The organism is Streptomyces hygroscopicus subsp. hygroscopicus (assembly GCF_001553455.1).
Classification (GTDB): domain Bacteria; phylum Actinomycetota; class Actinomycetes; order Streptomycetales; family Streptomycetaceae; genus Streptomyces; species Streptomyces hygroscopicus.
Genome location: NZ_BBOX01000122.1, coordinates 49161 through 71463 on the forward strand (window position 1 = coordinate 49161; position 22303 = coordinate 71463).

11 protein-coding genes are annotated in these 22303 nt (G+C 67.9%); 6 read left to right on the forward strand and 5 right to left on the reverse strand.

Annotated features, from left to right (window positions below):
- Positions 1-4: 4 nt before the first annotated feature.
- Together pglX (AXW62_RS14160) and pglW are read right to left on the reverse strand one after the other, a co-directional pair.
- Positions 5-3775 (reverse strand): BREX-2 system adenine-specific DNA-methyltransferase PglX, encoded by a 3771-nt coding sequence (pglX, locus tag AXW62_RS14160; RefSeq protein WP_060944835.1) that lies wholly within the window; start codon positions 3773-3775, stop codon positions 5-7.
- Positions 3776-3845: 70 nt separating this feature from the next.
- Positions 3846-8603 carry a BREX system serine/threonine kinase PglW gene (gene pglW, locus AXW62_RS14165; RefSeq protein WP_060944836.1) on the reverse strand — a complete coding sequence of 1586 codons (4758 nt, stop codon included), beginning with the start codon at positions 8601-8603 and terminating at the stop codon, positions 3846-3848.
- Between the two features lie 340 nt (positions 8604-8943).
- Between pglW and AXW62_RS14170 the strand changes: the two genes are divergently transcribed.
- Entirely contained in the window at positions 8944-10836 is a 1893-nt protein-coding gene (locus tag AXW62_RS14170; RefSeq protein WP_060944837.1) for a DUF2075 domain-containing protein, read from the forward strand.
- The gene (locus tag AXW62_RS14175) at positions 10836-11738 is read left to right on the forward strand and encodes a hypothetical protein (RefSeq protein ID WP_060944838.1); all 903 of its coding nucleotides are present in this window, start codon (positions 10836-10838) and stop codon (positions 11736-11738) included. Before AXW62_RS14170 ends, AXW62_RS14175 begins: the two co-directional genes overlap by 1 nt.
- Positions 11739-11773: 35 nt before the next feature.
- Here the strand turns inward: AXW62_RS14175 and pglX (AXW62_RS14180) are convergent, their stop codons facing one another.
- Positions 11774-15304, reverse strand: a complete 3531-nt coding sequence (gene pglX, locus AXW62_RS14180) for a BREX-2 system adenine-specific DNA-methyltransferase PglX (RefSeq protein WP_060944839.1) — start codon at positions 15302-15304, stop codon at positions 11774-11776.
- A 281-nt stretch (positions 15305-15585) separates the two neighbouring features.
- On the opposite strand from pglX (AXW62_RS14180), the gene AXW62_RS14185 reads away from it, so the two are divergent.
- Both AXW62_RS14185 and AXW62_RS40920 read left to right on the forward strand, forming a co-directional pair.
- Entirely contained in the window at positions 15586-17001 is a 1416-nt protein-coding gene (locus tag AXW62_RS14185; protein ID WP_060944840.1) for an AAA family ATPase, read from the forward strand.
- Positions 16998-17633 carry a DUF4276 family protein gene (locus tag AXW62_RS40920; protein ID WP_079115620.1) on the forward strand — a complete coding sequence of 212 codons (636 nt, stop codon included), beginning with the start codon at positions 16998-17000 and terminating at the stop codon, positions 17631-17633. The genes AXW62_RS14185 and AXW62_RS40920 overlap by 4 nt, the downstream gene beginning before the upstream one ends.
- Before the next feature lie 287 nt (positions 17634-17920).
- Here the strand turns inward: AXW62_RS40920 and AXW62_RS14195 are convergent, their stop codons facing one another.
- Both AXW62_RS14195 and AXW62_RS14200 read right to left on the reverse strand, forming a co-directional pair.
- A complete protein-coding gene (locus AXW62_RS14195; protein ID WP_030823301.1) occupies positions 17921-18589 on the reverse strand; it encodes a lytic polysaccharide monooxygenase auxiliary activity family 9 protein in 669 nt (222 codons plus the stop codon).
- Positions 18590-18959: 370 nt separating this feature from the next.
- Positions 18960-19886, reverse strand: coding sequence for a LysR family transcriptional regulator (locus tag AXW62_RS14200; protein WP_060944842.1), 927 nt, complete (start codon positions 19884-19886; stop codon positions 18960-18962).
- Positions 19887-20075: 189 nt separating this feature from the next.
- Here AXW62_RS14200 and AXW62_RS14205 point away from each other — a divergent pair, with 189 nt between their 5' ends.
- On the forward strand, positions 20076-20972 hold the full coding sequence (locus tag AXW62_RS14205) for an SDR family oxidoreductase (RefSeq protein WP_060944843.1): 897 nt from the start codon (positions 20076-20078) through the stop codon (positions 20970-20972).
- 284 nt (positions 20973-21256) lie between these two features.
- Complete coding sequence (locus AXW62_RS14210) at positions 21257-22165, forward strand: DUF72 domain-containing protein (RefSeq protein ID WP_060944844.1); 909 nt, start codon at positions 21257-21259, stop codon at positions 22163-22165.
- The last annotated feature ends 138 nt before the right edge of the window (positions 22166-22303 follow it).

Here is a 22303-nt window from a genome sequence, read left to right on the forward strand (position 1 = left end):
CTGCTCAGCCCTTGGTTGAGCGCCGGCCACGAGTGGCCGGGGCAGGCCGCCAGGCCCGCAGATCCTCATCGGTGAGGCCGTGTTCACCCTGCTGGGTGGCTCGATAGCCCGCGAAGAAGGCTGCGGGAGAGCTGCCGTAGAGCGGGTCGAAGTCGTTGTGCCACTGGTCGAGCCAGGGCTGAAGTTCGAGCAGACCCGCGAGCAGCGGCGTCATCTCTTCAGAGGACAGCCCGTCGTGATTGGTGAAGTACGTGGCGAGCGCCTGCGCCTGCTCTCGGTGGTCCCAACCCGCCCAGCCGAACACCTGCGGCGTCCCTGAGATCGCGCCGGTCGCGTACGAGATGAACCGCTCCTTGGGCACGTCCAGCTTTCCTCGGGCCCGCCAGTAGGACGGCTTGAGGAAGTCGGCGGAGGTGTACTTCGGCGGCACGGGGATCGTGTCCCGGATCTTCCGCTTGGCGGGCTCATCCGGGGCGGCGTCCTCCTTCCGCTGGAGATCCCAGACGTGCTCCCAGTCCTCGCGCTTCTTCAGGCCGCTGGGCTTGTAGCGGAGCGCGGGGAGGAACGGCACGTGCTCCTCGGCGAGGAGGTCAGCGACGACGGTCGCTAGCTCCGTGCGGGGTGCGTACAGCTCCGCAACGGACACGAAGTCCTCATCGAGGGAGAGGGAGGAGACGAGCTGGTCGCGGGTGAGAATGGTCGGCTGCCCATCCGGGAACCACAGCTCGCGGTTCTCCATCCGGTCCAGCAACCAGGACTTGAGCGCGCGCTCCTGGAGGACGTCCCAGCCCTCGGTCGCCCAGCGGCGCTTGTACTCGGGGCGCTCCACCATGCCGATGGCGCGGGAGGTTTCGATGACGTCGATGCGCTTCTGGACGACTGCCTTATAGGCGTCCGACCAGTGGTCGGGCAGCTCGGTGACGGGCGTGAACCTGTGGTTGTGATGCCTGAACCATGACGTACTTATTTCGTCTCTCGCTACCTTACGAGCCAGGACGATCGCAAACGCACGCTCGGAGGGGGTCAGATCGGGGATATCTTCAGAATTGGCAATGATCTCGCTGTCGAGCAGGTTGTAAATGGCGTAAACATGCCAATCCAGCTCTTCTTGTAGGGCGATCAACCTGCCACGAATATGCGTCCACTCTGCCTTGGCCGCACGAAGGGTAGCTGCGGTTGGTGCCTGCTTTCCGGGTGCGATCAATACGGCAGGACTGTTAGCTGCTAGACGTTGATTTAGACTGTCGATCTCAAGTGCAATATGGGTGGGGTACTTAAGCGGCAGGGGGAATTCTTCGATCTTCATGCCCGTGAACTCGAAGCGATGCTCCCAGGGCTCATCGGCTCCAGCCTGTTCTGCGCCGGGGCGCCCTTTGTTGTGACTTACTTGCTTGAGCCAGAAGCAGGCGGTGGAACTGTTGAGCAGGCCCATCAATTTTACATGGTCTTCCTCGGTTGCTCCTTCCTGCAGTTTGATTACAGGAGCCGATTGCTTGAAAACATTTCCACCTCGATCGAGTGCGAAATGGTTATGCGTTGCTACGAACGCGAAAGAGATCGATAGTGGCGTTCGATAGGCAGAGGCCGTGAACTGCATGTAGTCCCACCACCTGAGACCGGCATCTGCCATATCGCCTTGGAAGGTGCGCCGTGCTTCGAGTACACGGCGCAGGGGCCAGAGGTCGACTTCGAGATCGCCCGGCTGAAGATGTTCAGAGTAGGGATACCAAATGGCTTCTTCGGGTTGGGCGTCCCAGTCGCGCACGATCTCACCGACCACCAATGGACGTAGGCCCCGTCGGTCGGCGACTGTTCGATAGGTGGACCGCAGCGGTCGAATATATGCATCATCCGCTCCAGCGCGGATGGCTCTGCCAACGGGCGGATCGATTGCCGCCTTCAGCGGTGAAACACTTGCTTTGTTAAGCTGCTCAACGAACTCAAGCCCACCGTCGGCCAGCATCCAGGGCTGCTGAGCGAAGTACCGATCGCGAGCAAGATCACCCACGGAGACCCATTGACTGACTGAGTCGGGTTTGTCGATCTGATTCACGATTGCGTCCCAGACAAGACCCTTCTCTGGCTTCTCTGGTACGCCAGGCTCCCCTTGAACGCTCCGTACGGTACGAATCGTGGGAGTCCGCTTATTGCCAGATCGTCGTCGCCCGATGAGGACGACCGTCGGAGTCCCATGGCCCGGAATGTAGACTCCCGAGGTGTCAATAACCTCCGTCAGTTCGACCTTGTGTGCGAAGTACTCCTCGATCAACTTGGCGCCGAACTCACGCTTCATGAACGAACTAGCGGTGATTTGCCCCACCATGCCGTACCCGCGTCCATCGCGGTTCCCTGCCTTCGCCAATTGAAAGAACCGCTCGGCGAATGGGACGGACAAAGCGTAAGTCCCTGCGCAGGAAGCATACAGATCTCGATATAGTGCGTTTAGGCGTTTATCTTTGACCGTGATGTAGGGCGGATTCCCCACCACCACGTCATATCGTCCCTGTTCCAGAATCCCCGGATACTCGTGCACGTCCTCCGTCGCATACGAGAAGTCCGCCAGCGGGTCCCCCGACTCCTCACCCAGCAGCGTCAACTCAAGCTGCCGCGCCTTAATTAGCGAGTCACCCACTGCCAGGTGAATCGGCCAGTCGTACCTGCCCGCCTGTGCCAGCGTCCGCACACCCGCCGCCGCCATCCCCGCAACCAGCAGCCGGAACCGCGCAATAGCCACCGCGAACGGGTTGATGTCCACCCCGTGCACCGCGTTCAGCGCGTCCCGCACCCGCTCATGCACATCCCGTCCCGGCTCGCGCTCCGCGAACAGCCGCACCATCCGCCGAAACGCGCCCAGCACAAAGTGTCCCGACCCGCACGTCGGGTCGATCATCTTCAGCTCGCCGAACTTGCCGCCCAGCTCCCGCACCACCGGGTCCATCGTGCGGTCGAGGATGAACTCCTCCACGAACTCCGGAGTCTGGAGCAGCGCATACGTCTTCCGCGCCGACTCCGACAGCCACTGGTACAGGTCGCCCAGGAACCGGGTGTCCCACCCCTTCGTAGGGTCGTCCTCATCCAGCGGGTCGGTGAAGTCGTGGACCAGCCGGTCGGCGTCCTCCCCCTCACCCCGCTCACGCCAGAACTCCACCAGCGCCCGTGCCGCGTCATGCGACAACGGAATCTGGTACAGCGGATTGCGCCGCTTGTCGAATAGCAGCTTCCCGGCCTGCCCCTCGCCCAGTTCCTCGAACGCCCGCTCCAGCCAGCCCCGGTACGTCGGGTCCGGGTCCTCCTCCACGTACTGCGCGTACCGCGCCTCCGCCAGGTCCCGACGCTCCGCGTCCGGGCCCGTCAGAAACGGTTCCTCAATCAGCCGGTTGTCCTCGCAGAACCGCACGAACACCGTGCCCAGCACCCAGGCCACCGCGACCTGCGTGACCCGCTCGTCCAGCCACGCGTTCCACGTCGCCGCCGTACGCCCCAGCTTCCGCGCCTCGTCGTACTCGGCCCGCAGCTTGCCCGCGACCGCGTCCGCCGCCCGCACCCGCTCCACGCGGTCCGCCGACAACTCACCCTCAGCCGAACCCGAACCCAACCGCGCATCCAGCCAAGCACTCCACCTCGGAGTCGCCGGGTCCGCCTTGCTCGCCTTCTCGAACTCCTGCCGCAGCGGTTTGAGGACCGACTCACCGTCCTTGACCTGCTTGGCGAGGTCCACCTCGATCGCCTTGACCTGCTTGATCAGGTCGGTCCGCAGCGCTGGAGCATCAATCACGTCGTCACATCTCCCGTGTTCCCCGTTGTCCCCAATGTGCCCATTGCCCCGGCGGCTCCCGTCTCCGCCGCTAGCCGTCCCCCGGCAAGCCCGCACGCGCCGCCAATGCCTCGGCCCGGTGGGCGTTGGCCACCCACGACTCGGGCAACTCGACCCATTCTCCCAGCCCCGACTGGTACGGCACAGCGACCGCGCCCAGCCTAGGCGGTCGCGCCGGGTCGCTCTGCGGGCACAGCAGCCACAGCCCGCGTCCTCCGTCCCGCGCCGCGTCGGCGAGCCGTTCCAGGACCGCCATCGCGTCGTAGCGGGCGAACGCGCCCGCGTCCGTCAGCAGCACAGGAGAGCCGGACGGGCCCCGCGTCCCCACCTCTCGCGCCCCGGCCTCCCGGGGCCCCACGTCCCCGGTCCCCGGCCCCCGCGTCCCCGTCACCAGCTCCCGCAGCCGGGGCTCCACCGCACCCCAGCACGTCCGCGCGTACTCACCGAACCGCATCGCCGCCTTCGACCCCGGCTCCGCCGCGTCCGCGCGCAGGATGGTCTCCCACGTCGGCTTGGGCCGCCGGTCCACCTGCTCGTGCAGGGCCCGCAGGAACAGTTCGGTCACCGACACCACCTCCGCGCCGAAGCGGTCCGTCGTCAGCTCGTCCACCGCGCGGCTCGCCAGCCCCGTCCGTACCGTCAGCACCCGGAAGCCGTCCCGCCGGGCCGAGGCGAGCAGCCGCTCCTCGGCCACCGCCGCGCCCGCGAGCTGGGGGTCGTCGGAGTAGCGGTGGGCGGTGAGGACACCGGTGGCCTGGCGGGCGGCGTCCGACGACAGGTACGTGGACTGGCCGTCCCGCTGGCGCGGGATGTAGCGCAGCGTGCCGTGCCCCTCGCGGGTCTTCAGCTCCAGGTCGAACCCGGCCTCCCGCAGCGCCCGCGTCAGCGGCCCGTCCGTCGGCAGCGCGTGCCCGCGCCGCTCGTTCAGCAGCTCGGGGAAGCGGGCCCGGACCCGTTCGTGGATGTCCTTGGCCGTCAGCCCCGGCTGCTGCTCGTCCGGCATGCCCGGGATGCGCGGCACCAGACCCGCCTGGGTGAGGCGCAGCGCCCGTACGAGCGGCAGATTGCGGGGGTAGATCTCCAGGCGGGGCGTCGCGGCGGCCCGGCGCGAGGCGGCGGCGGCAATTTCGACGAGGCGACGCTCGTCCCACTCCACGGCCGTACTCGGCGGTGTGATGGCGCCCAGCTCGGCCAGGACCGTGGCCGCGGTCGGCAGGGTGTCGAGCTTCGCCAGCCGGTCGGCGACCTTGCCCAGCCGCTGGGCGTAGTGGAGCAGACCGGGCCCGGACGGGGTCTCGGGCGCGTCGTCGGGGCCGACCTCCAGGGCCAGCAGGCCCGCCCCCATGCCCTCGTCGGCCGCGTCACGGTTCGGCGCGTGCTGGAACTCGGCCTCGTCCGGTACGAGTTGCTCGACCTCGACCACCGCGCGTACGGCGGCCAGCGCCAGGGCCCGGCGCTGTTCGCGCTCCGGGAGCTGGGTGCCGCGACGTACCGCCAGGGCATCGGCGATCTCCGCCGCGGAGGCGACCCGGCCCAGGTCCCGCAGCAGATCCAGGATCTCGGCGCGCAGCACCCGCACCGCCGGGTGCCTCTTCCACCGGGTGCGCTGGGTCTTCAGCATCTGCGGGATGCGGCCGGCGGACAGCCCGAGCGCGCTCGCCACGTCCTTCTGCTTGGGCCAGACGCCGATGTCGGGCAGGGTGCCCCGCTCGTCGGGGAGCCGGAGCAGCAGCCGCACCATCTCGCACTCGTTGCGGTTCGCCCCGTCCTTCTTCAGCTCCGGTACGAAGATGGTCGCGAGCGTGTCGAGGGTGACCCTGCGCAGGGCACGTTCGGGCAGGCCCTCCGCGCTGCCGTTCTCCGCGATCGCGGTCGCCAGCGCGGCCTCCGCGGCCGACAGCTCCTCCTTCGCGTCCTTGCGTCCCTCGGGGGTGAGCGGGGCGGCGGGCTGTTCGGCGAGCCGCTGCCGCCACTCCTTGATGCGGCGGAGCACTTCCTTCCGGGTCTTGGCGCCCAGCCCGGGCGCGTTGACGAGCTGATGGCGGCTGTAGTCGAGCAGACCACCGACGTCGTCGACGCGCAGGCCGTAGACGAAGGACTGGGCGGCCGGGCTGAGGCCCGATGCCGAGATGGAGGTCTTGCGATGGGCCTCGGCCGCCAGCCGGTCGCGCTGCTGCTCGGCGCTCTCCTCCTCGGCGGCCGGGATCGGGGCTTCCTTGGCCTGGGCCGGCGTCTCCCCGGTGCCGCCCGTACCGCCCGCGCCGTTCGGCGCGGCGGTGGGCTGACGGGAGCGGCGCGACGACGGCTTCGCCTCGTCCATGGCCAGGAAGATCTTCTTCCAGGCGTCCCGCATCGGCTTCAGATCGGGATAGCGCTGGGCCGCGTCCCGGTGCAGGGCCTTGCGGAAGAACGCGACGAGGCCGTCGCGCACCGCCGGGTCGAAGGCATCGACCGCGATCTTCGGGTGCGGCTCCTTCTCGGGGTCGGTCTGGCGCGGCGAGACCCTGCCGTCGCCCCAGACCGGAAGCTCCCGCGAGGCCATCTCGTGCAGGGTGACGGCCAGGGCGTACCGCTCGGCGTGCCCGTCGTAGACCGAGCGCTCGGTGAGTGTGCCGATGAACGGGTCCAGATAGCCGTCCGTCCCGGCCCCGGTCTCCTGTACCGGGTAGCCGGCCAGCGAGAAGTCGATGAGGACCAGCTCACGGGTGCGGTTCGGGCGGATGCGGATCGCGATGTTGTCCGGCTTGATGTCGCGGTGCCACACGCCCTCGCCCTCGAGGAAGTCCACCGCGCCGAACAGGTAGTCCCCGTACGCCTCGAGCTGGTCCACGGACAGGCGGCCGAACTCGCGGAGCTGGCGGGCAACGGTCTCCTCGCGGCGCCTGCTCCTCCGCTCCCCGGGCGCGGCCGGTTCACCGTCGGCCTCGCGCTCGTTCCCGACGTACTCCATGATGAGGACGGTCCGGCCGCCGATGCGCTGCGGCTCCGGCTCGACGAGCCGGATGATCCGCGAATCGGGGCGCAGCCGCCCCATGATCTCGGCCTCGCGGACGAGCATGTCGTTCTTGCTGTCCGAGTTGGCGACCTTCAGCACCGCGAGCGTCTTCGAGAAGCGCACCTCCGGGCCCGCCGTCAGGTCCCGTACGAGGAACGCGCGGCTGGTCGACCCCGTACCGAGGCGGCGCCTGACCTCCCAGCGGCCGGCCAGCACATCGCCCGCGACCGCTTCCAGGGGGTCCTTCTCGGGCTCGGCCGGCCGTACGGGCTCCGCCGGGGCGGGCTCGGTCAGGACCGACTCGACGACCTCCAGCATCTCGAGGAAGTCGTCCACCGAGTCCAGGCGGTCGTCGACGTGGTAGGCGGTGGCCGCCTGCACCAGCTCGTCGATGTACTCCGACAGGCCGTCCACCACGGCGCTCGGCCGCAGTCCCTCGCCCGCCTCGTACCGGGCCAGCAGCTCGGCCTGGCTGGCGGCCGGGGCCTTGCCGGTGGCCAGCAGGTAGGTGAGGACGCCGAGGCCGTAGATGTCCAGTGCCACAGGGTCGGCCTTCAGGGCGGTCAGCTCCGGGGCGAGGTACGGATCCGCGCCCTCCGCGAGATGGGCGCCCGCGCGGGAGAGCGTGGTCGGCGCGAACCGCTCACCGCCGCTCGGCGTACCGGATCCCGGGCCGCGCTGGACCGCGACCTGCCAGTCCGAGATCTGCAGATACGGACTGAGCCAGGCCGCCTCCTCGCCGTTCCCGTTCCCGTTGCCGTCCGAGCCCGCCGCCCGGCCCCGGGGGCGGGGCAGCACATGGATGGCGCGGGCCGCGAGCGTGCGGTGGTAGATCCGTCGGCCGTGGGCCGAACGCACGGTCTCGGCGAGCTGCCGCACCAGCGCCATACGGCTCAGGATGTCCAGCTTCTCGCCGTACTGCGCCAGATACTCGTCGAGGCGCAGCGTCCGCGGATCGAAGTCGAAGATCAGCGCGGGCCCTGCCGAGTGCCCGGACGGGTCGTACTGCTTCAGCTGGACGACGCCGGGGTGCTTGAAGCGCCGCAGCACCGCGGCTTCGCGCCGCGCCGCGCGCTCCACCGAGGCCCGCAGTTCGGCGTCGGAGCCGCGCTCCCGCAGATAGACGCGGATCCGGGCGGCCTCGGGCAGCTCGCTGTGCCGGGCCAGGTAGTCCGCCCAGGTCGGCCCCGAGTCGAAGGATTTCCGGTGCAGCAGATAGGGGCCGACCTTGTACTCGGCGTCGCTGCGGGCGATGCCCACCCGCTCCAGGGCGGACGCGATGCGGCGCGACCGTGACCTGTCGATCCGCCGGCGCTCCTCGCGCGGGGGCTCGGCCAGCATCTGGGTGAGCTGGTGGACGGTGTAGAGGCCGTGCTGGTCGTGGGCGGGCAACCGGTTCTTCAGCGAGGAGTCGGTGAAGCACACGGCCTCCGACACCCATACCCGCTCGCCCTCCTGGGCCAGAAGCTGTGCCAGCTCCTTGGCCTTCTTGTTCGCCAGGTGCAGCGGGTTGCCGTGCGTGATCTGACGTCCACCGGGCTGGGTCTGCAACCACGTGCCGTTACGGGACTCGACCGAGCCGTGCCAGTCCTTCAGCTCGATCAGGTACACCCCGCCGGGGGCGACGACGAGCAGGTCCACCTCCCGCACGTGGCCGCTGTGCGCCGTGAAGGTGAAGTTCGACCAGGCCCGCCACGGATCGTTGTCGGGGAGCTTCTCGCGGATGGCATCCAGCCCCCGGCGCTCGTGCTGGAACTCGGATTCGGTGACCGTGACCCACCGGCCGTCCCGCATGCGCCATCCCCGCTTCGTATCCGTATCGATCTGTCCTGATTGCGGCTGCTCGGCAGCAATATCCCCGGCCCAGATCGTATCGGCTTCGAGGTGGGGGTCGGCAGCGCTGCGGCCCGCTGCACGCAGGGGCGGGGATGGCCGTAGCGGGAGGTGCCGCGTGGGCCGTGCCGGTCACGATTGGTGCGATTGATTCAGGTTTGCCCTGGGTGAGGAGGCTTCGGTTGGGGGCTGACGCTGCTTCAGCTGTTGATATGATTATCCGCTCACGGTGACGCGGGGCCGCGTCGACCGCCGCGTCAGCAATGCGCACGTGACCCCTCAGCTGTATGGAGAACGCTCCGTGCCCCTCCTCCGCCTGTCCGGACTTTCCCTGCTGGAGCGCAGCAACGCGGGAGTGCTCGTCAGGGACCTCACGGAGCGGTACCGATCCGCACTCTTCAGGAGCCCTTCCTCCAGGGAACGGCAATCCTGGGAGAAAAGCCTCGCCGCGCTGGGGGAGGTTCTGCGGGACGCCGGGCTCGGCCAGGTGGAAGTGCTGATCGAGCAGCGGTTGCCCCTGTCCAGTCTGCGTGCGGACGCCGTCCTCGCCGGCGTACATCCGGAGACGGGCAAGCCGTCGTACGTGGTCGTGGAGCTGAAGCAGTGGAGCGCGGCACGGCTTGTGCCGTCCACGGACGACCTGTGCCTCCTGAGCAAGTCCGATAAGCAGGCCCGGCTGCATCCCGTTGCCCAGGTGGGCCGTTACTGTGACTGCCTGCAGAATTTCACCAGCGTGCTGGAATCGGGAAATTATGACGTTTCCGGGATCGCTTACCTGCACAATGCCGACGACCAAAACGTTGCGGAGCTCTTCAGGCTGCCCGATGCTCGCGCTCAGCTCTTCACGAAGACGACGCGCGGCGCATTGATGGAGCATCTGCGACGCTGTTTCGCTCCAGTGGCGGGAGCCCCGGCCGGGGACTTTCTGTTGGAAAGTCCCCGTGCGCCGAGCCGCCCTCTGATGAATGCGGCAGCAGACGAGATAATAGACGGCGGTGAATTCACGCTCCTGGACGGACAGCAGGTCGCTTTCTCTCTGGTCAAGCGCGCGGTGGACTTGTCGCGTCAGTCCGACAGAAAAGAAGTCATCGTCGTTTCAGGGGGTCCCGGTTCCGGTAAAAGTGTCATCGCCGCGCAAGTCATGGGCCACTTGGGCCGGAGTCGCCGAAGCGTTGTGCATGCCACCGGTTCCAGATCCTTCACCACGACGCTGCGGACGGTGGTCGGCAAGAGGAACAGGAGTATTGCGGAACTGTTCAAGTACTTCAACAACTTCTCGGCGGCCAAGCGCAACGGTCTCGACGTCCTGATCTGTGACGAGGCGCATCGAATCCGGGAAATCTCTCACACCGGAAAAGGTCGGCAAATAGATGAACTTCTCGATGCGGCCAGAGTTCCGGTCTTCCTGCTCGATGACTATCAGGTGGTACGTCCTCTCGAAATGGGCAGCGTCAAGAATATAAGCGATGCCGCCCTCGCGCGTGGACATACTGTCCGGCATGTCGACTTGAACGGGCAATTCCGCTGCGGCGGTAGTCGCGCATACGAGTACTGGGTTCTCCGTCTTCTGGGACTCGAGCCCGGTGGGCCTCTGCCGTGGACCAACGAGGAAAATTTTCAGGTATATGTCGCCGACTCCCCCCGGGAGATGGAGGATTTTCTTCGAGTGCGGCAGGAGGCCGGGCTTACTGCCCGGATGACGGCAGGCTTCTGCTGGGGCTGGAGCAAACCGAAAGCCGACGGAACTCTGGTCCGCGACGTGGCCATCGGTGAGTGGCGCAGGCCCTGGAACGTCGATAGTCAGCGATCCCTGAACGGAGCGCCCGCTTCGGCGCTGTGGGCCACCGATCCGGCGGGCTTCGGCCAGATCGGCTGTATCTACACGGCTCAGGGCTTCGAGTACGCCTGGAACGGGGTCATCTTCGGTAAGGATCTGGTGTGGGCCGGCAACAAGTGGCGCGGGAACCAGGCGGAAAGTAGGGACACGTCCGTCGCCGCCCGAACGACACCGGACGAATTCGAGAGGCTCATCCGCCATACCTACAAGGTTCTTCTCACCCGTGGCCTGGCAGGGACGGTTCTGTACTCCGATGATCCGGACACGCAGGCCATGCTGCGTGAGCTGGTCAACACCGACATCCGTGCTCCGTGGCCATCGGGCGATGCGGACGCCTCTCCGGGCATGGAGCGCTGATGCCCACAACCGCGTACATCTACGTCTCCCAGAAATCGAGCGGCAACTTTGACATCGGACTCAGCCGTGGCCTTTGGGGCTGGCGCACCAGCGGCCTGGACCGTGCCGATGCGCGCGCCGCTGTCCAGTCCCTGAAGGAGGGCGACCTCATCGTCTTCGGGTACGGGGGGCCCGCGAATCGTGTGCCACCCGGAGAGTGGGCCGATGTCAGCCTCCGGCGCGTCGTCGTCACCCAGGTCACCAACCCCTACTTCGTCGAGCGCACGCCGGTATGGCCGGACGACGAATACCCCGAGCGCATCGGCATCGACGTCCTGGACGAAGAGGAGGACGTCCACGGTAGTGCTTTGGGCGCCGACGGTATGGAAGCCCTCCGGCTGTCCTCGAACAAGCAAGGCGTTGCCATCCTGCGGTCAGGTACCGCGGTTGTCGCGAATCTGGCCGGTGCCCTTCCCCCAGTGGCACCCGGTTCCGGGGACGGCAGCATCGATCACGACGGGGCAGAAAACGCGGTCGCTCAGGTGCTCGTCCGCCGCGAGCAGGCCAAGCTCCGCAGGCGCCTCCTCAACGGCGCCACCCAGGCCACGTGCGCCCTGTGCGGGCGCACCCTCCCTGTCCGCTTCATCCGCGCCGCTCATATCAAGCGTCGCAGCGCCGCCACTCGCGAAGAACGCCTCCAGCTCGCCAATGTCATGCCGGCTTGCCTTCTGGGCTGTGACGAGCTCTTCGAACACGGCTACGTGTACGTTACGGGCGACGGCAGCATCGCCGTGAGCGACAAGACCAACACCACCCCGGATCTCGCGGAGGCGGCCAAGGCCCTCGAAGGCCGGACCGTCGCCGAGTACGGCCCCAGCCGGGCGCCATTCTTCACCTGGCACTGCGACAACGTCGCTAGGTGAGCTCGGTGCGGAGACATGCGGCTCGCGACGTGGCTCTAAGTCGTTCTGCGCGGCCGCCAGGCAGCCACGTCGTGCCTGCTGAGGCCATAAGAGGTCCGCAGGTCCTCCAGGCGGTGCTCGAATTCCTCGGCGTCTTGAGCTTCCCACTGGCGGACCCAAGGGAGCAGTTCCTGGATACCTGCGAGGAGGGGAGTCAACTGATACACGGTCCAGCCGGGCCGCCGGATGAGTTCACTCACCAGATCCAGCAAGACATGAACGCGGTCCGTCTCATTCCAGCCGGACCAGCCAAGGAGTAGACCGCCCTCCTCGGTGGCGCCTTCGGGATAGGAGATGAAGCGTTCCCGGGGGATGTCCAGGCTGCCTCGATGCGACCAGTAGGCAGCACGCCGGAAGTCGATCGCTCTGAACTTCGGCGGCACAGGGATTCCGAGGGCCTCGCCTGTCCTGTCCTCGCTGCGTTGGAGGTCCCAGACCTGTTCCCACTCGGCACGCTTGCGCAGCCCCGATTCCTTGTACCGCAGCGCTGAGACGCATGGCACGTGCTCGGTGGTCAGGACAGCTGCCAGTACATCACCGAGGGGCGCGTCCCGCATGCCCAGATGGTCTGTGGCGTAGAGCGCGGCGACGGAACGCAGGCCGGCATCGTCACCGAGTTCTTGTGCGAGTTGGCCGGGCGTCCGGGGGCGAGGGCGGGCAGCGCCGTTTCGGCGATCGAACCACAGCCGTTCGTCCTCACAGCGATCGAGCAGCCAAGAGCGCAACGCTTTTTCCTCGCGCCTTTCCCATGGTTCCGACAACCACCGACGTTTGTACTCCGGGCGCTCGACGAGGGCGATGGCCGGGCGGGATTCGATGGCGTCGATCCTGGCCCGCACGATATCCCGGTAAGCGGTCGGCCAGTGGGGCGGAATCTCGGTGATGGGTGTCGCGCCGTTTTTCGTGAACCAGGAATTCGCCGCTTCACGAGCGAGCACTTTCCGCGCCAGTACAATTTCGAAGGCGCGCTCACCTGGCCGCAGCGGAGGCGGCGCGGAACCAGGAGGCATGGTCAGGCGAGTTTGGTCTTCAGCGGAGAGCAGTCCGTAGGAGCCATAAATCTCCCAGTCCAATTCCTCCTGATGAGCGATCATCTGGTGACGCAGTTCTTCGTGGGAACCTCGCGCAGCATCCAAAGCATCCCGGTCGAGCGGGCGTTGATCCGCGCACACGGCGCTTGGTTCACGGGAGGCGAGACTCCGTCCGAGGGCGTGCAACGCCCGCGCGTGGCCGAGCGGAGGGTCGGCGGGCAGCGGAAACCGCGAGAAGGATGCTGTTGCGAACGTGCAGGACCACGTCCATTCCTCGCCCGGCAGCGGGATGCCCAGCCCATCGAATCCTGTGCTGGAGTTGACCTGCTTGAGCCAGAAGCAGGCCGTTGACGAGTTGAGGACTCCCAGGAGGGCGACGTACTCCTCCTCGTCCGCGGTCGAGGGCAGTCGCAGGACCGGGGCGGTTCGGCTGAACGCCTCCGCGCCTGCCTCCAGCGCGAAGTGGTTGTGCGAGGCCACGTACGCGAGCGTGATGGCCGGCCGCTGGACCCCGCCGTGGGGCCAGCGCCTCCAGCCCCACCATGGCCTCGCCCGCGACGACTGCTGGGACCCGGGCGCCGCCCGCAGTACCTGTCGCATCGTCCACAGATGCCTCCCCCACGAGGTGGTGAGGTCCGGGGGGAGTGGCCCGCCGTCCGCGTCATAGGGGGCCAGGACCTCCGCCGCCACACCCGCACGCCAGTCCCGTACGGTGTCGCCGGTGACCATGCCGTGACCCAGCGCGGCCGAGTCCGGATGCCTGGTGAACCAGGGGCGGCCGAGAGCGAAGACTTCATGCTGCCCTGGATCGGTAAGGACGCCGACAGGGGCGGCGAGAAAGTCTGCCAACTGGTGTGGAGCCCGGGAGAGCACGTCCATGAGGTCCGCTCCTCCACCGCCCGTGAGAGTCCACGGGAAGCGGTGGAAGCGCTGACGGGGTTCGTCCTGGACACTCACCCATTCAGAGGTGGTGCCGGGCCGATCCACTTGGCCGAGGATGGCCTTCCACACGATCCCCTGGGCCGGATCCACCGGCTGCCTCGGTTCTCCGCGCACGCCGAGGACGGATCGCACCGGCATGTCATCCATGCCTGGGTCATTGCGCCCCGCCAAGATCAGAGTGGGGGTCCGATGACCTGGTACGAAGACCCCAGAGGTGTCGACGACGTGCGTGAGTCCGACGCGGGGGAAGAATTGCTCGATCAGCTTTTCACCGAAAGCACGCTTTGTGAACGAGCTGGATGTGTACATTCCGACGTAGCCGCAGGGCTCTGTGGCGACTTTCCGCACCGCGAGCTGGAACATGCGCTCTGTGAAGAAGCCGGAAAGAGGGAAGGTCCCTGCGGCGGAGGCGTAATACGCTCGGTACGCCGCGTTCGTCGCCTTGTCACGCGCGGAGATATAAGGGGGCTCTCCCAGTACCGCATGGTAAGAGCCCTGACGCAAAAGGCCGCAGCGCTCGGAAAACTCGTGGACATCCCCGCGTGTTTCGCCGCCCTCGTGTTCCATGTCACCGAAAACGGAAAGGGATGGTTCGCTGGGCATGCCAGGCCCCTCCAGCAAGGCGTCACCCACCGCTACATTGATGACGTGGTCGGGGAACTGGTCCAGCGTCCGCGCGCCACTCTCCCGGCCGGCAGCGATCAGCAGTCTGAAGCGCGTAATGCTGACGGCGAAAGGATTGAGGTCGCAGCCATGGACGGAATTTAGCGATCGCAGTATCAGTTCGCGGTCCGGGGCGTCAGGCTCAGCTAGTCGCCACGCGGCCAGCAGGCGTTGGAAGAGTCCGAGCGGGAATGTCCCCGCTCCGCATGCCGGATCGATGCCGCGGAATCTTTCAAGGCCGAATTCCGCGATAGCTGGGTCCATAGCGAGGTCGAGGACGAAGTTCGCGATGAACTCGGGAGTCTGGATCAGACCGTAGGTCTTCCGCGCCGCCTCGCTGATCTCTTGATACAGATCCCCCAGGAAACGGGTGTCGAGGTCAGGGTCGGTAAAGTCAAAGCGGATCGAACTGTCGCTGCCGCGCCGTCGCCAGAACGCCACCAGCGCGGCCGCCGCCTCGGGAGAGGGTGACAGCACCCCCAGCGGACTGTGCTTCAAGTCGAAGATGCGGGCCATCGCTTGATGGGAGCGAGTCAGATGCGTGAACGCTTCCAACAACCAGTCCCGGTCGTTCTTGTCCGGGTACTCCGTGAGATATGCCCCGTGTCGCTCTTCTGCCTCCGCCAAGCGGTCCCCAGGCCCCGCTAGAAAAGGCTGGCGGATGAGGTTGTTGTCCTCACAGAAGCGCACGAATACCGTGCCCAGGACCCATGCGACCGCGGCCTGCGTGATGCGCTCGCTTCGCCAGGCTCCGTACGTGGCTGACGTGCGGGAGGAAGCACTCGCCTGTCCGTACGCGTTCCTCAGATGTCGGCGAAAGCGCTCCACGTTGTCGCTGCGCTCACGGAGGTCGCCCTCCAGGGCCAGAACCTGCTTGCGCAGGTTGGTCATGAGCCCAGTCCTGTCCAACGAGGACGTCTCTGCATCGGCTCCGTCAGTCGGAGGCACAGCGGCGACCTCTCCTCCGTGCAACATCAGTGCTCACGATCCACTGTCCTGTCGGATACATCCTGCCAGCTCTTCGGCCCGACAGGCTCGATCGTCGACGGCCGTCGGCCGATACGCGCGATTGGTCACGGCCTGAGCCCTATGATTCCTGTGCGTACCCGCCTGAACGCCGCCGGGCACCGCGGACCACGGTGGCGACAGGACCGGATGATCAAGGGGGACACATGCTGACACGCCTTGAAGTCAGTGGATTCAAAAATCTTCTGGACCTCAGGGTCGAGTTCGGTCCGTTCACCTGTATCGCGGGCGAGAACGGCACAGGGAAGTCGAACGTCTTCGACGCGATCCAGTTCCTGAGTCTCCTCGCCGACCACTCCATGATCGAGGCGGCTCAGGCCGTCCGCGGAACCCACGGTGAGCTGCACGGCGACGCGCGGGACCTGTTTTGGAACGGCTACGCGGCCGGCGAGCACGTGATGACGTTCGCCGCGGAGATGATTATTCCGGGTGAGGTGGAGGACGACTTCGGTCGACTGGCCCAGCCGACGTCCACGTTCCTCCGCTACGAGCTCCGGCTCGGATACCAGCCCCCGGGAGGCGGGGAGCGGGGCGGCAGACTGACGTTGCTGTCCGAGGACCTGAGCCAGATCAGACCGCGTGACGCCGGATCACACCTGCGGTTCCCGCACAGTGCCAAGGGCTTTCGGAATACCGTGGTCCACGGACGCCGGTCGACCGCGCCCTACATCTCCACCACTCTCGACACGGGCGACGCGGTCGTCCGTATCCACGCTGACGGGGGCCGCAGAGGCCAGCCGCGTCCCGCACCTGCGAGCAGGGCCCCGCGAACCATGCTGTCCACGATCAACGAAAACGACGATCCGACCATCCTGGCGGCGCGGCGTGAGATGCAGACCTGGCGGCGGCTGGCGCTTGAACCCTCCGCGCTGCGCACCGCCGACCGCTATGACGACCCCAGTTTGATGCGGCCCGACGGGCTTCATCTGCCGCGGTGTTTGGACCGGATCGCCCGCGAGAGGTCGTCGGACGATCCCGCTCGGGTTTACTCGCGGGTGGCGGGGCGCCTGTCGGACCTGTCGGGTCTGCATGTCCGCACGCTGGACGTGGAGGCCGACGACACGCGAAGGTTGCTGACAATCAAGCTGCACGAGATCGATGGCATGGTCCTGCCGGCACGCAGCCTGTCCGAGGGAACTCTGCGCTTCCTGGCGCTGTGCGTCCTCCTGGAGGACCCGCGGGCAGCCGGTCTGATGTGTATGGAAGAGCCCGAGAACGGTATTCACCCGGCCAATCTCGCCGCGATGGTGAAACTGGTGCGCGATCTGGCCGTGGACGCCGACGAGCAGGTTGATGAGGACAATCCCTTCCGGCAGGTTCTCATCAACACCCACTCGCCAGGCGTCGTACAACTCGTTGATCCGGCAGATCTGCTGATCGCCGACACCTCGACCGTTCCCGAGGGCGGCGGTAAGACGGCACGTAGCTTGCGCCTGCGCCCCCTGGCCGGCACATGGCGCGCCGGGGGCGCTGAGAGGGGGTACGGGACCGTGGCCGACATCCTCGCGTACCTCACGACTCCGCCAGAGGCCCGGCTGACCCTCGAGGGGAGCGACTCGTGACCGTCCGGGCCCTCTACCTCTGCGAGGGATCAAGCGACACCGGCCTGCGCTTTCACATCGAGGCAATCGCCGCGGACGTGGGCAGGGAGATCCTCGTGACGGTTCCCGACCTGAACCGCCTGCCCAGCAAGCCGGGCCACTCGGTCGAGGACAAGCTACGGGCCGCACAGCGACTCAGCGACGGCGAACGTGTGTACGACCTCGTCGTCATCCACCGCGATGCGGACCGTCATCCGGCGGACCATCGTCGCCGGGAGATCGCCGAAGCGGTGGCCAAAGTGAGCCCGGGTCTGGAACACGTACCAGTGATTCCTGTGCGGATGCTGGAGGCGTGGCTGCTGCTCGATCACGCCGCGATCCGTGAAGTGGCGGGAAACCCCCATGGCAAAGTGGCACTTGACCTGCCGAAGGCGACCAAAGCCGAATCGGTGCCGAATCCCAAGGACCTGCTGAAGCAAGCGCTCGCTACGGCCAGCGAAGAGAAAGGTCGCGGCCTGAAGAAGCTCCAGGCACGCTTCTGTGAAAATCGCGCACGGCTTCTACAGATGCTGGATCGCGAAGGGCCAGTTAAGCGGCTTGCGTCTTGGCAGTCGTTCACAACCGATTTGTGCGAAACGTTGAACCGTGTCTGAGTCGGCACTTCCTGACTTGATCTTCAACCTGTGACCGGGGTGAAGGGAGCGCTTCCGAGCCGGAGCCCGTGAATATGCGTCGTGTGGCCCTGCTGGAGGTGGGGACACCATGCTCCTGCGGCACCGGCTTGTCGACGCAGTGCGACTGATGGAAGACCATCAGGGAACGCTGGTAGGTCCGGTCGGGCGGCTAGCACCAACCGAGTACCGGAGCTCGACCGGGCGCCCCGCTGGATGGGGTACATCCAGCGGGGCCGGGTGTGGAAGCCGGGATGCGGGGCTACGGCTCAGCCGAAGTTCACGTCACTGCACAGGAAGTACGTCTGGTCCATGTGCGAGGCCTGCCAGATCGTGTAGACCACGTGGCGGCCGGTGTAGCCGGAGGTGCTGACGTCGATGGAGTAGTTGTTGCCGGGGGCGTACTTGCCGGTCGTGGTGACCAGTTGCAGGTCACTCCACTTCAGCGGCTGGGTGGTGGGGTCGTACCCCTGGCGGGTCACATACACCTTGAAGTAGTCCGCGCCGTGGCTGGCCTGGTCGTACAGCTTCACCGTGAACTTGCTGCCGACGTTCGTCGTCTTCCAGGCGCCCGGGGTGTCCAGCGAGTTGTAGCGGCCGCCTTCGGTGTGGCCGCCGCTGCACAGCTGCCCGTCCGGGATCACGGCGGGGAAGTTGCCGGCCGAGCCGTTGCGGTACAGCCCGTTCCAGTTCCACATGGCGTTCGGGTTGTCCTGCCACGCCTGCCAGCACATGGGGTCCAGCTGTGCCATCTCGGGGTTCTGGAAGTCGCTGCCCCAGCGCAGCCAGCAGCCGTAGTTGCGGGACGCGGGGTCGACGACCGATCCGTGGGCGCTCGCGGTGGTGGACCACGGGATCAGGCACAGCAACACCGCGGCCAGCAGTCCCAGGGCGCGAGACGCCCAGCGTAAGGAATTGCCGCGTTCATGACAAATCATTGCGCGATCTTCCTCCATCGTCCATTGGGGGAGTGGGAGGTGCATGGGAGCGCTCCCATATTTCCAGCTTGCCCGACCGGGGAGAGACGAAACCTCAAGCCCACCGGCGGGGCGGGGGCGGGGCCCACAAGGCGCCCGGGTCCACCTACGCCGCACCCCGGTTCGGCTGCGAAACGGCTCGGGCCCGCCTACGACACGGCTCAGGGCCCCTACGCCGCGTCCCGGTCCCGCATACGCCGGGTCCCGGTCGGCCCCTACGCCACGGCCTGGTCCCGCCTATGTCGCGCCCGGTCCCGCCTGCGCCGCGTCCCGGTCCGCCCCTACGCCACGGCCCGGCCCCGCCTACTCCGCGCCCCGCCTACGCCCCGGCCTACGCCACCGCCCGGCCCCGGACACCGGCACCAGGCCCGACGAGGTGGGCCTTGGCGCTCGCGCGGAAGGCGGTGAGCAGGCGGTTGCGGTCGTCGGCGCGGGTGGCGAGCACGACCCGGCCGGGTTCGATGTCCTCGACCGGGACCGCGGTCAGGTCGGCCCGCAGATTGCCGCGTACACCGGCCGGTGCGATGGACACGGCCTGGCCGGCGGCGATGAGTTCGAGCTTGTCCTCGATGGCGTCGACGAGGGGACCGTCGGGCGCGCGGCTGCCGTCGGGCCGGGGGTCGACGCGCCAGAAGGCGTTCCAGACGGGGTCGGGCATCCGGGGCAGCGGTTCGTCGGCGATGTCGTCCAGGGTGATCGATTCGCGGCCGGCCAGCCGATGGTCCAGCGGCACCACGAGCACCCGGGGCTCGTCGTACAGGACCGTCACGCGCAACTGGTCGGTCGGCAGCGGCAACCGGGTCACCATCGCGTCCACCCGGTGCTCCAGCAGCGCCGTGGGGATCTGCTTCCAGCCGAGGTGCAGGGTGCGTACGTCGGCCTCGGGATGGCGCCGGCGCAGCTCGCGCACCGCCGGGGTGACGATGAGGTCCGTGGCGTATCCGATGGTGATCCGGCTGGGCCGGGCGGCGGCCCGGGCGTACGCCAGGGCGTCGGTGGCCGAGCGCAGCAGGGCCTTGGCCCGGGGCAGGAAGTCTGCTCCGGCCTCGGTGAGCCGGGTGCCCTTCGGGGTGCGGTCCAGCAGACGGACACCCATCTGCTCCTCGAGGCGCCGGATCTGCCGGCTCAGGTGGGGCTGCGCGAGATGCAGCGCGGCCGCGGCACGGCCGAAGTGCCGGTGGTCGGCCACGACGGTGAAGTACCGGATCAGCCGCAGGTCCAGGTCCGGGCCACCGGCCGACGCGTGTGAATCGGGCACTCCTCGATGGTAGTGCCCGGACCATGCGGCCCGCGGCGATACCGCCCTGAGCTGCGGTCATGCCCGATGACGCATGACCGCCTCGCAGAACCGGTCTTGGACCCGCGGTGGCGTCCGCTCGCACGATGGTGATCGGTTCCACGCGTCGGCGTGGACCGCCAGACCCCCCTTCCCCCTGAGGTATTTGTCATGCGTGTGTTCGTCACCGGCGCGACCGGATTCGTCGGAAGCGCCATCGTCCGCGAACTGCTGGACGCCGGGCACCAGGTCCTCGGCCTCGCCCGCTCGGACGCGGCCGCCGCGTCGCTCTCGGCCGCGGGTGCCGAGGCGCACCGCGGCGCGCTCGACGACCTGGACAGCCTGCGCAGCGGTGCGGCCTCCGCCGACGGAGTGATCCACGCCGCCTTCGTCCACGACTTCTCCGACTACGCGGGCGCCGCCCGGACGGACCGGCGCGCGGTCGAGACGCTCGGCGCGGCGCTCGCGGGCTCCGACCGGCCGTTCGTGACCACCTCCGTCACCTTCCTGCTCACTCCCGGCCAACGCGGGACGGAGGACGACCCGGCCGATCCCACTTCGCCCTCGGCGGTGCGGATGGCCGCGGAGGAGGCGGCGCTGTCGCTGGCCACGCGCGGGGTACGGACGTCGGCGGTGCGGCTGCCGCCCTCGGTACACGGTGAAGGCGACCGCGGTTTCGTCCCGACCCTCATCGGCATCGCCCGCGCGCAAGGCGTCTCCGCCTACGTGGGCGACGGCTCCAACCGCTGGCCCGCCGTCCACCGCCTCGACGCCGCGCGGCTGTACAGGCTGGCGCTGGAGGAAGCGCCGCCGGGTTCGCGACTGCACGCGGTGGCCGACGAGGGCGTACCGGCCCGGGAGATCGCCGACGTCATCGGCCGGCGTCTGAACCTCCCGGTGGCCGCGGTGCCCGGCGAGCGGGCCGAGGAACACTTCGGCTGGATCGGCCACTTCTTCTCGGTGGACAACCCGGTGTCGAGCGCACTGACCCGCAAACAGCTGAACTGGGACCCCATCCGGCCGGCCCTGCTCCCCGACCTCGACCAGGGCCACTACTTCGACGACTGAGACGACTGAAACGACTGGACGACTGAGACGACTGAGCCGGGGCACCGTGGCGCGCCGCCACGAACGCGACGGCGGCGCCACCCACGACGCTGCCGTACGAAAGCCACCGCGACGCCGCCGTGCGAACGAGACCGCCACGCCGCCGTACGAACGGGGCCGCCACGCCGCTATACGAACGGGGCCGGGGCCGCGCCGCCGCCGGATGCCGTACGAACGCCACCGTGACGCTGTTCACCATCGCCGGCACGGTGCCGCCCACCCCACCCCGGGGTAGACGGCGGCGCATGGGCAAGATTCTGGTCGGCACCTGTTCGTGGACGGACCGCGCTCTGCTGTCCAGCGGCTGGTACCCGCAGGGGCTGCGCGACGCGGCAGGGAGGCTGCGGCACTACGCCACCCGGTTCCCGGTGGTGGAGGTCGACGCCACGTACTACCACCTCCCCAGCACCCGCAACAGCGCGCTGTGGACCGAGCGCACCCCGGACGGTTTCCGCTTCGACGTCAAGGCGTTCTCACTGCTCACCGGACACCCGACGAGCCCGAACGCCCTGCCCGCGGAGCTGCGTCCCGCGCTGAAGGGACGGCAGGACCGGCGGCCGGGGCCCGCGGACACCGATCCGGCACTGCTGGACGAGATATGGCAGCGTTTCAGCGGAGCGCTCGAACCACTGAGGAGGGCGGGGCGCCTCGGCGCCCTGCTCTTCCAGTTCCCGCCCTGGTTCGCCCCCGGCGACGCGCGGGCCAAGGCGTTCCTGGCGCACTGCGCGCGGCGTACGGCGGGCTGGCCCGTGGCGGTGGAGTTCCGGCACCCCGGCTGGTGGCAGGGGGATGAGCGGGCCGAGACCGTGGCGGCGCTGGAGGACTGGGGCATGTCCGCCGTAGCCGTGGACATGACGCAGACTCTGCCCACCTCCATACCCCCGGTCACCCCGGTCACCTCACCCCGCCTGGCGGTGACCCGCTTCCACGGCCGCAACGAGGCGTGGGGCACCGGCACCAAGGAGGAGCGTTTCCGCCACACCTACGCGGCAGACGAACTGTCGGAGTGGATCCCGCGCCTCCGCGGAATGGCCGAACGGGCCGACGAGGTCCACGCCCTGTTCAACAACTGCTGCGCGGACGCGGCGGCCCGCGCCGCGGAGTCGATGCGGCAGCTGCTCGACGCTCCCACGGGCCCGGGGCGAGACGTCTGAGACGTCGTATCCGCCAGGCATCCGCACGGGCGAGAGCCATCAGGACAGGCGGAACGGCGTTTCCGGCACACTCCCAGGGCGCACGATGCCCTGGGACCGAGCCTCCGGCCGACGACTTCGGAGCCGGATGTGAAAGGC